A 12,457-nucleotide genomic window follows, 5' to 3' on the forward strand; every position below is an offset into this window, starting at 1 on the left:
AAGGGAAAATATATTATGAATTTCTGTTAATCACGTCATAGAACCGGTCGCGGTACCCATCTGAAATGGGGATCGACTGGTTGGCGATCATCACGGTATTCTTCTCCACGCAGTTGATTTTATTCAGGGAAACGAGGTATGACCGGTGTACCCGGATGAATTTATCGGCCGGCAAACGGGTTTCAAATGATTTCAGGCTGCGCAGCGTGAGTACCGGCAGGTTTTGTGTATAAATCTTCGTATAGTCTTTCAGTGCTTCAATGAAAAGAATGTCTTCCAGATTGATCTTGATGATCTTGTATTCTGTTTTTATGAAGATGTAGTCATTTACCCATGCGGCGTCCATCGGGATGGCATTATTGCCGGCGCTTACATTTTTCTGCTGGGTGGCAGACCATGTTTCGCTGGCTTTGGCGGCCGCCTTCAGGAAGCGTTCAAAAGGAACGGGTTTCAGCAGGTAATCTACCACATCCAGGTTAAAGCCATCCAGGGCGTACTCTCCGTAGGCAGTGGTAAACACCACCATTGGCGGGTATTTGAGGGACTTCAGGAACTGGATACCCGTAATATCAGGCATTTTGATATCAAGGAATACCAGGTCTACCGGTTCATCCTGGATGAAGCGTAACGCGGTGGCCGCGTTTTCGAATTTACCTGCCAGGGTCAGAAAAGGAACCTTACGGATGTAGTCTTCCATGATTTCCAGCGCCAGCGGCTCGTCATCCACTGCAATACACTTTATCATTTTTTCAACGCAATTTTAAGATCAACAATAAATTGGTTCTCGGTTTCCGTGATATCAATCTCATGTTCATGCTCATAGAGCAATGCCAATCGTTTTAATACGTTGTCCAGGCCAACGCCCCCCCTTTCGGCTACCCGTTCTTTAAAGTGACTGTTCTTAACCGTTAATCTGATCATATTTTCAGTTGTAGCAATATCTATGTCTATAAAGGAATCTTCCGTGTAACTGATCCCGTGTTTAAACGCATTTTCCACAAAGGGCACCAGCAGCATAGGCTCTATCTCTACGCCATCTGCATTTCCGTTTAACTGGTAGGTGATCTCTATGTCCTTTGGTAACCGCAAACGTTGTATTTCAATGTAATCATGGAGGTATTTCAGTTCGTGCGACAGCAATACCCTGGCTTCATTGGACTCATAGATCATATAGCGCATAATGGTTGACAGCTTCAGGATGGCGTGTTCTGTTTGCGCCGATTGTTTATGCGCCAGCGAGTAAATAGTATTTAGACAGTTAAAAAGGAAGTGAGGATTAATCTGCGACTTTAAAAATTTTAATTCCGCATTTAATTTCTCCACTTTCAGCTCTTCCCGTTGTTTTTCACTTTTAAACCATTCGAGGGCAATCTTTATAAATCCGCTCATAAACAACATGAGCAAGGCAAAAAATCCGGATCTCCGCAGCACTTCCGGAAAAAACAGGTACTCCAGGATAGTTGGCGCATCCGGCTCCATTGGCGGCATTCCGGGCGGCAAGGGAGTAGCGGCTACACTGGTAACGGCAACACCGGCGGTATCGTTAGGCGTGTCTCTCGTCACAGTTGCCTGCTCAACAGGGATCGCCTCTGCACCCGCCATTCTTTCCCTGATCATCATACGACGACGTTGAAACGGCGGAAAGTCGTCGGATGTTACTTCTGAATTGTTAAATTTTTTATCCAGGCGAATAGCCATCATCGGATGCGCCCTGTGCGCATAATTCCGGAAGAAATAAAAATTTAAGACCGCCTGTTGCGCCGTAATAAAAACGATCAGCAAAACGATCGTGCTGAGATAAATAGCAATCTTTTTCCCGTTAAAAAAACGGGGGATCAACACATAAATATTGAGATAGAATATACCGATTAAAAACAGGTTGTCAATAAGTTCCTTAATAAAGAAACCTGTATGCAGAATCTGGATGCGATAAATGAAAAATGGAAAAAACAGAAAGCACGCCCAGCCAAGGATGTGCAGTGAAATGAGGAAGGGACGACTTTTGATAATCCGTTTAAAATTTAGCATCACATTATTTGATGCGATAAACTTACACCAGATAGGGTTAGGCTTGTGTTAAAATTTGTTAATCCGATATAAGGGTTTGTTAAATTTAATAAAGAAATTAAAAACAGCTTAAAAACGCGGAAATTGTCTTGGCTCAGGATTATGCGGAGGTTGTCTTTCTCAGGATTACACTGATTATACTGATTAGTTTGATTTTTACTTTTGGGATTTTATAAAGGATTCGGGGAGATAGAAGCGGATAGATTCGCACATATCTCCCCAAATCCTTTAAAATCCAAAGTGATCAAATCCCTGAATCAGTATAATCAGCGTAATCCTGAGAAAGACAACCTCCGCGTAATCCTGAGCCAAGACAAAATCCGCGCGCGTTATTGCGCTTCCGGGATACCGATGGCTATTAATTCCTGCCGGGATACCGATGGTATTTTGTTCTGTGTCAGCTTCGCTGCCACGGCCTGTCCAACGCGCAGGGCGTGCTCCTTTGAACTGAAAACACGGTTGCCCGGAACGCCTGGAATGATATCCTGGTAGATGTAGGTATGTCCGTCTACGTTTACCTTATATCCCCATCCGTTGTGTATTTCAAAGGGCACCACCGCTACCGGAAGCATATCGCTGCCAGCGTCGTGTGGTCGCCGGTAAGATCTCCCCACCACAAAAGCCAGTATGATCACGGCTATACCGGTTACGATAATGATATTACGCTTAGTCATTTTTATTGTACTCTGCACTAGGATTAAATTCCCATAAGTCATCCAGCGACAGGCTGGAGCTGGCGCCCAAACCTACAAAGCCACGGTCTTTTATACCAAAGCCTACTGCACCCGACCGGGCAGCACCTTCAAAAGCAGTTTTCTGCACCCAACGGTCGGTACCCGGAGTGTATTCCCACACTGCGGCGGAATAGCCACCCTTAATACCGGAAACGATGTAGCCTTTGCCCTGCATAGAAAACGCGGCGGCAGAACTGCCTGCAAAGTTATAGTCATCATCAAAGCTATCGTCGCTTACATTGGAAATCTGGTTCAGCGTCGTCCACGTAGTTCCGTCGAATGAATAGAAGTCGGTTACATTAGCAGCATTGGCGGTACCCATACAAACATAGGCTTTGTTGCCGATCACAAACGCCGAAGCATCTGTTCTCTTGCCGCTGTTCATGCTTTCTACCTGCGTCCATGCATTGGTACCCGGATCATATTGCCAGTTATCCTTTAACCAGTTGCCATCATAACCGGTAGTAATAAAGCCTTTATCGTTCAGTGCAAAAGCCACCGCGCCATAACGGGCAGTACCCTTAAAAGGAGCTTTCGCTGTCCAGCTGTTGGCAGCTGGATCGTATTCGTAAAAATCATTCAGTTTATTTAATCCGTCGTAACCGGTACCTACATACCCTTTACCGGCCATAGCCATGCCAACGGCTCCGTTACGGGCCACACCGGTAAACGGCGCTACCTGTGTCCACTGGTTCTGATCCACGTTATATACCCAGAAATCCTGTAACCTTTCAGTTCCATCATAGCCGGTACCTACATAAGCTCTATTATCAATTACAAAGGAAGCTGCCGAGCTCCTGGCAACGCCTTCATACTGAGAGCGCTTAACCCAGTTCCCTACCAGCGTAGTAGTATCTGAACCTTTCGAACAGGCTGCCAGGGAAGCCATCAATAATAAACTATAACCTTTTAAATATCGCATTAGCATGTTCTTTTTACTAGCGCCAAAATTATCCGCAGGAGCATTCCGGCAAACAGGAAATAGCTGTTCCCCTGTTTTTAGCGGACGGATACCGTTATTTCATCTACCAGTGGGTTTCTTTCGCCTGAAATGCCTGTTGCTGCGCTATTGGCGGCATAAAGGATATATTTCGTTATTCATCGATGAATTTTGGCCGTTGGCATATTAAAGGAACTGAAAGTATCGATCCTGTCTAAAATTGCGCACCATGAACAATACCATGTATCACTTATTTTTCAGGCGTACGGCAGGGAGTTTACGCAGGTATCTCCCGGCGCTTTTACTGGTGGCTGCTGTTTCTTCCTGCCAAAAAACAGGCTTTACCTATAATAATGTTGTAGATAATAATCAGAATACAGATTACATCCTGACCGACACACTTACCGTAAATGTGAAAACCGTGCAGCAGGATTCTGTACCCACCTCGGGAGTAGAAGTGCTGTTGGCCGGTAAAAATACCGATCCGCTTTTTGGCACCGCCACCATACAATCCTTTTTCCAGATAGCACAACCTGCCGCCGTGGAAATTCCGGCGAATGGCTCCGCATACGATTCAATGGTGTTGATGATGCGCCCCAACGGTTACATCGCCGGCGATTCCACCATACCACAGGAACTCCAGGTATACCGGGTAACATCTACCATACAAACCGCAAAAAATTTCTATTACCTGTACAACAACAGCAGCTTCTCAACAGAAAGTACCCCAATAGGCAGCTTCAACGGCCTTATACGGCCCGGTACCGACACCATCGTTACCGTACATATGTCCGATCAGCTGGGCAGTCAGCTATTTACCATGCTGGTTAACAAAAGTCCGGATATCACCGCCAATAATACTTTCCTCGAATTTTTTAAAGGTCTGAATGTACGGGGTGGCCCGAATAGCAAAGCCGTTAGCGGCTTTCGTGCTACAGAAAATTATCTCGTAATGCGGTTATACTATCATGTCAACGAAATTATTACCACCGTTAAATATGTTGATTTTAAAATGCAGGCATCTAACCTGCAATTCAACCAGGTAGTAGCAGATCAGACCGGCACGCCACTGGCGCCGCTTACAGGCAACGTTAAAGAACTTTCCTCCGCCAGCACCGGCAACAGGGTGTTCACCCGGCCTATCACGGGATCGGCTACACGAATAGATATCCCTTATATCAAGAACCTCGTGTACATGGGGCAGTTCTTTAAAATAATGAAAGTATATATGACGCTAAAACCGGTCCTCGGCAGCTACACAGATAACCGCCTTCCACCGAGAATGGCACTGTGCGAGGTGAATAAACTGAATGATGTAACAGATACCCTTACTTATGGTCAACTGACAGTAGATAAACTGTATGATAAAAATACCAATTACACCTTCGACATCACCAACTATGTAACAAAAGAACAAACTGTCAGCGATGTCGACTCCCGCGGCCTTTTGCTTACACCAAGTGCTACCGACAGCAGAACAACGCTGGACAGGCTGGTTACCGGTGATCAGAAGAATACGCAAAACCAGCTTAAAATACAGTTATACTACCTGTTGTATAAATAAAGGACACTCATGCGAATAAAAATATATAGCGGATTAATCTTACTCCTGTTGTGCACGGCTACCGTAAAAGCGCAACGTGGCCTTAATTCCATTTATTCTGCCTACGGCATAGGCGACCTGGAATCGAGGGATTACAGCCGCAATTTCGGACTGGGAAGCACCGGCATCGGCCGCAGGCACTCCGGTTATCTCAACGAACTCAATCCCGCTTCCTATAGCGCACTGCCTCCGCAAAACTTTATGTTTGATGTGTCGCTGAAAGCACAACAGATAAATTATAGTGGCAATAATATTTCACAAAGCGCCGGGGATATTAACTTTAAACGGCTTGCACTTGGATTCAAAGCAGCCAAATGGTGGGGCATCGGCGCAGGTATCACACCTTTCAGCACGATTGATTACAAACTGGAAAACCAGCAATTTGTAACCGGTACCGGCAGCCCCGTAACCGCCACTACTACCGGCACCGGCGGGTTCAACAGGGCCTATATCTCCAACGGATTCCAGATCAGCAAAAACTTCTCCGCCGGCGTATCCACCGCTTTCTTATTTGGCCCGCTGAATACTACACAATACATTGGTTCTGACTCCTTACAAACACAGCACAATAAATATGGGTTCAAACCTAACTTTACAGCCGGCGCACAATATGCAGGAAAAATAGGTAAAGACTGGCAACTGGGACTGGGCGCCACTTATCGCTTCGAAACAACAATGAAACTCCAGGAAAAACTGAATATCGTTAACCAGGACGGCACGTCGTTGTATCAGAAAGACCAGGACCCTTCTTTCTTTACCCTGCCCGCAGAATACGGCGCTGGTCTGAGCCTTACCAACGGTACCATTACCTGGGTGGCAGACTACCGCCATTCACTGTGGAACTCACTGAATGAAAAAGGCGCTACCTACCGCTACCAGGACGGAGAACGGTATTCTACCGGTGTAGAATATACGATTAAACGGCATTACTATAACCAAAGCTTTGAAGGAGCCGTGTTACAGGCCGGATTTGCTTATAATAAAACCCCGCTGGTAATAGGCAGCACGCAAATCACCGATATCTCGGGCACACTAGGCGTATCACTCCCCAATAAAAACGGGCAGCTCAGATACTACGTCGGCCTGGAAGCCGGGCAACGCGGAAAAGAAGGCACGGCACTGGTCAAGGAAACTTATGTCAACGCCGTATTCAACTTCAGCTTGCGCGATATCTGGTTCTTCAAACGCCTGGCACAATAGCGCGGATGTTGTCTTGGCTCAGGATTACGCTGATTATACTGATTAGTTTGATTTTTACTTTTGGATTTTTTTTGGATTTTTAGATTAATAATTAAGGGAGATAAAAGCGAATATCCGCTTCTATCTCCCTTAATCCTTTATAAAATCAAAAAAGTAAATCAAACTAATCAGTATAATCAGCGTAATCCTGAGCCAAGACAAATTTCGCATCGCCGAAGGCGATCTCCGCTATGATCCCGCCGACAGCAGCTCGCGGAACCAGTAGCCGGAGTCTTTAATCATGCGCTGTTGTGTATCAAAATTTACGTACACCAGGCCAAAGCGTGCACGGTAGCCTTCGGCCCACTCGAAGTTGTCGGTGAGGGTCCAGGCGAAATAACCGTCTACCGGAATCCCTTCTTTCTTTGCTTTCAGTACGGCAGCAAGATATTCCTGGAAGTAGCTGATGCGGGCTGTATCCGCGATACGGCCATCGGCGCCGGGGATATCCGGGAAAGCGGCTCCGCCTTCAGTAACGATCAGTTTTTTCACTCCTTTGTAACCGGCAAACTGCCGTAGAATTTCGTATAACCCATTGCCGTTAATCTCCCATCCCAGTCCTGTTAGCGGTACATTCCTGTACCTGGCCTTCACCTCAGAGATCCTTACCACCGGCATGAAAGTGTTGTACTTTACTACCAGCGGAAAATAATTCTGCACACCAATAAAATCAAAATCAAAGGCCAGCCGGTCCCAGTCGCGCCACAGGGCGTAGCGGCGTTCAATACGTTTAAGCAACGGAAAATCTGCTACCGGGTATCCCATCCCCAGCGAGGGTTCCAGGAACAAGCGGTTAAACAGTGCATCTGCGCGGCGCGCGGCCAGCAGGTCGGCATCGCTGTTGCTGTTGGGAATAATCTGTGAGCACGACAATGCCGTGCCGATATTGGCGCCGGCAACTTCTTCCCGGAGTACCCGTCCGCCTTCCGCCTGCGCCATCACCGCATGGTGCACCGCCGGCAAAAACCAGGAAAGGCCAAATTTGCCAGGTGCATGCACACCCAGCATATAACCAAGGGCGGTAAACCCGAAAGGCTCATTCATCACAATCCAGTTCTTCACTTTATTCCCGAATTCACGGGCACATACCCGTACAAATTCTTCAAAAGCAAAAACAACACCCCGGTGGCTCCAGCCACCTTTATGCTCCAGCGCCTGGGGCAAATCCCAGTGATACAGCGTTACATAAGGCTCCAGCCCCAACTCCAGGCACGCGTCTATTACCCGGTGGTAAAAGTCGATCCCAGCAGGATTTACCGCACCGGTGCCTTTAGGCATGATGCGTGACCACGACAATGAAAAACGGAAAACGGAAAAGCCCAGCAGCTTTGCCAGCAGGATATCCTGCGTGTAGCGGTTATAAAAATCGGTAGCGGTTTGTGCGTGGCTTTTATCTTTGATCTTGCCCTTACGGCCGGTGAAAGTATCCCAAATAGAAGGCCCTTTGCCATCGGTATCGAAGGCACCTTCATTCTGAAATGCGGAAATAGTAACCCCCCAGAGAAAATCGTCCCCGAAATCCTTTCGGGTAAAGGGTACGGCAGTTGTTTGCATATGCAATACCTGTAACCGGGGCCAAGTGCTTCCCGAAACAGCATGCAGTTTACAACAGTTTTCGGGGAAATTTAATTATATAATTGTTAACGGGTAATTACGGTGTGAAAGTCCGCCGTGAAAATTTCGCAAAAGCTGTTTTAATATCCTATTTTTGGAAGCCTACTAAATTGATAGACAAATATATGTTTAAGATAAACCTATTGCTTGGCCTTGCATTCCTGAGCGCCTGCGCGGGCAATCCGGGAAAGCAGGATGCAGCTGCCGGCGGAAAGGACTCACTGAATAAAATGGTACTGATACCGGCGGGAACTTTTACGATGGGAGCCGACGATTCAACCGGTATGGCCGATGAATATCCCAAACACACGGTGGATATCGCCGGGTTCTGGATGGATGAACATGAAGTAACCAACGCCGAATTTGCACAGTTTGTGACCGCAACAGGATATGTAACTACTGCCGAAAAGCCCATCAGCAAAGAAGAATTGCTGGCCAGCCTGCCGCCCGGAACACCGGAACCCGACAGCGCGGCATTGGCAGGAATGATGGCGCCGGGAGCCCTGGTATTCACGCCTCCTGATCATGCTGTTCCTTTTAATGATATTTCCCAATGGTGGTCGTTTGTACCGGGCGCCACCTGGCAGCATCCCGAAGGGCCGGCCAGTAATATCGATAAGCGGGAAAATGAGCCGGTAACGCAGGTGTCGTGGCTGGATGCACAGGCTTATGCCAAATGGGCCGGGAAACGCCTTCCTACGGAAGCCGAATGGGAATACGCGGCACGTGGCGGTCTCTCAGGCAAAATATATCCCTGGGGAACCGAAGCCTTAACCAGCGGCCAACCTAAAGCCAACACCTGGAACGGTAACTTCCCCTACCATAATACCAAAACAGATGGTTACTACGGGCTTGCGCCAGTGAAATCGTATAGCCCTAATGGTTACCAGTTATATGACATGTCCGGCAATGTGTGGGAATGGTGTGAAGACTGGTACGACGCCAATTATTATATCCAGGGAGAAAAAGGGGTGAAGAATCCGGCCGGACCGGCAGCAGGATTTGATCCGGACGATCCGGGCCAGGCCAAGCGCGTCATCCGGGGAGGCTCCTTTATGTGCAGTGATGAATATTGCCGGGGATACCGGGTATCTGCACGTATGAAAAGCACGCCTGAATCGGGCCTGGCTAATCTTGGCTTCCGTTGCGTGCGTTCACTTGTCCAGAAATGACGGCAATTCACGGTAGTCGCCGTTATAACGTTTGCCGTTTACATAAAAAGTGGGCGTACCATTCACGCCGCTGCGAACACCGCTTTCAAAGTCGGCTTCCACCCTGCTCAGTAGTTTGGGGGATTCCATGTCTTCCCTGAATTGTCTCAGATCCAATCCGAGACTGGTGGCCAGCTGCAATAGCAACCCTTCAGTCAAATCAGACTGACGGGCGTAGATCGCATCATGCATTTCCCAGAATTGGTTTTGCCGGCTGGCGGCCTCCGCTGCGAGCGCAGCATCCATCGCATATTCATGGGCTTCGGACAAAGGAAAGTTACGGAACACAAAACGGAGCCGGGTATCCAGTTGTTCCCGCAACTGTTTTATAATAAAAAAAGCTTCGCCGCAGAAAGTGCATTGAAAATCTCCGTATTCTACCAGTTCAATAGCTGCATCAGGTTTGCCTAGCACATGATCCATAGCATTTACCGGCGGGATGAGGGTGGGCATATCTTATTTATTTTTGAGGTTTTCCAATGCTTCGAGGATACCATCTGCACCGGGGTTTTCATTTACCGGCGATAAATAGCTCCACTGGATAATGCCGTTGGCGTCTATTACAAACAAGGCACGTTTACTCACCCCAAACTTTTCTTCATATACACCGTAAGCAATGGAAACGGCGCCTTTCGGCTCAAAATCGGAAAGCAGGTCGAAGTGGATCTGGCGGGCGCTGGCAAATGCCTGATGACACCAGGCGCCATCTACAGAAATACCCAGCAACACCGCATTGTACTTTTCGAAATAGGGCAGTATTTCGTTATACAGCGCCATCTGATCGCTGCATACAGGACTCCAGTCGGCCGGGTAAAAAGCCAGGATAACATTTTTCCCGCGAAGGTCTTTTAAATGCACCTTCTTTTCAGGAGTGGCATCCAGCGTGAAATCGGGAGCAGTTTCGCCTTTTTGTAACATAAGCAATGAGTTCTTAACCCTATATAAACAGCTATTGCGGAATAATGTTGTGCAGAAACAAAAATGCCACGGTGGCGGACCGTGGCTTTTTGTGACAGATTATTGCCGCTACTATTTTATTTTAACCGTATCCGACTCCATGGTTATCACACCAGATACAATCAGTTCATCCGGATTGTCTTTGGTGCTGATCATCACTATCCCGTTTGGCTGTGGCGTACCTTTGTAAAGGGTAGCCTTACCGCCTTTGTACACATTAACAGATTTGATATTGGAAGGAGGTATTGCCCCCACTTCTTCTTTAGTCATTTTTTTACCATCCACCAATAACAGTGCACCTTCCGAGGCACTAAAGGAATTACCTGTTACTACAACGCCCGATGCTTTAATGGGTGTCATAGTCGCTGCAGATTTCTTCAGCGTAACACGTATAACCCCATTTTTTCCCCTGTCGCCATACAAAGCAGTTGCACTTTTGTCTTTTAATACCTCAATGGCTTCAATCCTGTTAGGGTCAATACCTTCAATTGATTCCGCAACTTTACCATCAATTATATAGAGCGGTGCATTGGCGGGGTCTATTCCCCGAAGAGTCATACTACCGTTCAGTTTGACTTCCGGCGCTGGTACTTCTTTTACTTTTGCCGGTGGTGTCGGTTTAGCCACCTTTATTTTAGGTGGCGCCGGCGGAGGTGGAGGAAGTGGTGGCGCCGGCGGAGATGGCGGTACAGTGTCCTTGACGATAACAAGGGCTAAAGGATTAACGGAAGGCGCCTTGGTGTAATTGAGCGACAAAACGGTTCCACCTACCAGCAGTCCTAATACCAGGTAACGCGCCATTTGATAACGTGATGACTTTTTGCTGTTCATCATGATGATCCTGTTTTTTAGATGTGAGAAATTGAAATTGTTTGCGATGGCCGTCGCATATGGGATCCCACTTACTTTAATTAAATTGTATTGATAGGCGGTTTTATCCACACCCTGCTTCAGCAGGTACCTGTCTGTTATAAACTCCAGGTTTTCACGGATGGCTGTTTTCATCAGCCATGCGCCGGGATTGAACCAGTAAAAAATGTTATTAAGTTCTCCTAACACCACATCAACGCTGTGCCACTGCTGTACATGCACTTTTTCATGACGCAGTATGGCGGGCAGCTCTTCAGGTTGATGGAGTACCGGATTGATATAGATATTCCGGAAAAAAGAAAAAGGATTCACCGGTTGCCGCAATACCTGCACCGGGATATCGGCTATTTCACTGCGTTGCGAGGTACGGTGTATCTTCCATAAGGATAACAACTGGAAACAAAAACGTATAGCCATTACAGATACCCCTGTCCAGAAAATATACACCAGTAGTGTCCAGATCGTGAACACCGGTGCAGGCGCCCGCCAGCCGGCCAGATCCGGAACATAGGTCATGACGTTGCCCGCCAGCACTTCATGCCTGTTTACAAACGCATCAATGGGAATTAAGGGAAACAGGGACGAAAAGACAATACCGGTGAGCAGGAACAACCTGTTCCCGGTATAAAAGGTAAGCCTGCGCAAACCAAAGCGGTAAGCGAGAAAAAATAAGGTGAGTGCGATATTTGCCTTTAAGAGGTATATTAAAATAGCAGGTACCATGGCTGTAATTTTATTATTTACCTTTTTCTATCATGTTGATAATTTCCTTTAACTCATCCGGGCTGATCTTTTTCTCTTTCGCGAAAAAAGACACCAGCTCTTTGTAGGAGTTTTCGAAATAGTCTTTTACAAAGCCATTCATAAACTTCTGTTTATAAGCCGCTTCTTCCATAACCGGCGTATATTCATATACGTTACCCACTTTCCGGCTTTCCACAAATCCCTTTTTCTCCAGGTTCTTAATCGTAGAAGCCAATGTAGTATAAGGCGGCGCCGGAGCGCTGTGCGCTTCCAGGAAGTCTTTCACAAAACCTTTCCCTACTTTCCAGATAGCCAGCATGGCCGTTTCTTCTTGCTGGGTAAGTTTTTCCATACAAATGAATATTTTGAATTACGATTCTTTCGTAAATCTACGAATGTTTCGTAGATAAACAAATATTTTTTTAGATAAATGATCTTAGCAGGCAAAATTGTTTAAAAAAGAAAGAGGTGCAAGAAT

12 protein-coding genes are annotated in these 12,457 nt (G+C 46.9%); 3 read left to right on the forward strand and 9 right to left on the reverse strand.

The window, feature by feature from the left end:
- Positions 1 to 13: 13 nt before the first annotated feature.
- From ACLHR0_RS14085 to ACLHR0_RS14100, 4 genes are all read right to left on the reverse strand, one after another.
- Entirely contained in the window at positions 14 to 745 is a 732-nt protein-coding gene (locus ACLHR0_RS14085) for a LytR/AlgR family response regulator transcription factor (RefSeq protein WP_079470552.1), read from the reverse strand.
- The gene (locus ACLHR0_RS14090) at positions 742 to 1,839 is read right to left on the reverse strand and encodes a sensor histidine kinase (protein WP_429051014.1); all 1,098 of its coding nucleotides are present in this window, start codon (positions 1,837 to 1,839) and stop codon (positions 742 to 744) included. The genes ACLHR0_RS14085 and ACLHR0_RS14090 overlap by 4 nt, the downstream gene beginning before the upstream one ends.
- A gap of 557 nt (positions 1,840 to 2,396) precedes the next feature.
- Entirely contained in the window at positions 2,397 to 2,741 is a 345-nt protein-coding gene (locus ACLHR0_RS14095; RefSeq protein WP_429051015.1) for a DUF4907 domain-containing protein, read from the reverse strand.
- Positions 2,734 to 3,723: a Kelch repeat-containing protein gene (locus ACLHR0_RS14100; RefSeq protein ID WP_436487360.1), complete on the reverse strand. Its 990-nt coding sequence runs from the start codon at positions 3,721 to 3,723 to the stop codon at positions 2,734 to 2,736. Before ACLHR0_RS14100 ends, ACLHR0_RS14095 begins: the two co-directional genes overlap by 8 nt.
- A gap of 247 nt (positions 3,724 to 3,970) precedes the next feature.
- Here ACLHR0_RS14100 and ACLHR0_RS14105 point away from each other — a divergent pair, with 247 nt between their 5' ends.
- Both ACLHR0_RS14105 and ACLHR0_RS14110 read left to right on the forward strand, forming a co-directional pair.
- Positions 3,971 to 5,305 (forward strand): DUF4270 family protein, encoded by a 1,335-nt coding sequence (locus ACLHR0_RS14105; protein ID WP_436487362.1) that lies wholly within the window; start codon positions 3,971 to 3,973, stop codon positions 5,303 to 5,305.
- 9 nt (positions 5,306 to 5,314) lie between these two features.
- Positions 5,315 to 6,544: a hypothetical protein gene (locus ACLHR0_RS14110; protein ID WP_436487364.1), complete on the forward strand. Its 1,230-nt coding sequence runs from the start codon at positions 5,315 to 5,317 to the stop codon at positions 6,542 to 6,544.
- A 228-nt stretch (positions 6,545 to 6,772) separates the two neighbouring features.
- Here ACLHR0_RS14110 and ACLHR0_RS14115 read toward each other — a convergent pair whose 3' ends face one another.
- A complete protein-coding gene (locus tag ACLHR0_RS14115) occupies positions 6,773 to 8,137 on the reverse strand; it encodes a GH1 family beta-glucosidase (RefSeq protein ID WP_436487365.1) in 1,365 nt (454 codons plus the stop codon).
- Positions 8,138 to 8,322: 185 nt separating this feature from the next.
- On the opposite strand from ACLHR0_RS14115, the gene ACLHR0_RS14120 reads away from it, so the two are divergent.
- The gene (locus tag ACLHR0_RS14120) at positions 8,323 to 9,369 is read left to right on the forward strand and encodes a formylglycine-generating enzyme family protein (RefSeq protein ID WP_436487367.1); all 1,047 of its coding nucleotides are present in this window, start codon (positions 8,323 to 8,325) and stop codon (positions 9,367 to 9,369) included.
- On the opposite strand, the gene ACLHR0_RS14125 is transcribed toward ACLHR0_RS14120, so the two are convergent.
- The 4 genes from ACLHR0_RS14125 to ACLHR0_RS14140 all read right to left on the reverse strand — a co-directional run bounded on the left by ACLHR0_RS14125 (position 9,352) and on the right by ACLHR0_RS14140 (position 12,331).
- On the reverse strand, positions 9,352 to 9,861 hold the full coding sequence (locus ACLHR0_RS14125; RefSeq protein WP_436487369.1) for a DsbA family protein: 510 nt from the start codon (positions 9,859 to 9,861) through the stop codon (positions 9,352 to 9,354). The two genes, ACLHR0_RS14120 and ACLHR0_RS14125, sit on opposite strands and share 18 nt — an antisense overlap.
- A 3-nt stretch (positions 9,862 to 9,864) precedes the next feature.
- Positions 9,865 to 10,326 carry a peroxiredoxin gene (locus tag ACLHR0_RS14130; protein WP_370912274.1) on the reverse strand — a complete coding sequence of 154 codons (462 nt, stop codon included), beginning with the start codon at positions 10,324 to 10,326 and terminating at the stop codon, positions 9,865 to 9,867.
- A 111-nt stretch (positions 10,327 to 10,437) separates the two neighbouring features.
- The gene (locus ACLHR0_RS14135; protein WP_436487371.1) at positions 10,438 to 11,958 is read right to left on the reverse strand and encodes a TonB-dependent receptor plug domain-containing protein; all 1,521 of its coding nucleotides are present in this window, start codon (positions 11,956 to 11,958) and stop codon (positions 10,438 to 10,440) included.
- A 13-nt stretch (positions 11,959 to 11,971) separates the two neighbouring features.
- Positions 11,972 to 12,331, reverse strand: coding sequence for a BlaI/MecI/CopY family transcriptional regulator (locus ACLHR0_RS14140; RefSeq protein ID WP_370912272.1), 360 nt, complete (start codon positions 12,329 to 12,331; stop codon positions 11,972 to 11,974).
- Positions 12,332 to 12,457: the final 126 nt, after the last annotated feature.

It is taken from the genome of Chitinophaga sp. ARDCPP14 (assembly GCF_051362515.1).
Lineage (GTDB): Bacteria > Bacteroidota > Bacteroidia > Chitinophagales > Chitinophagaceae > Chitinophaga.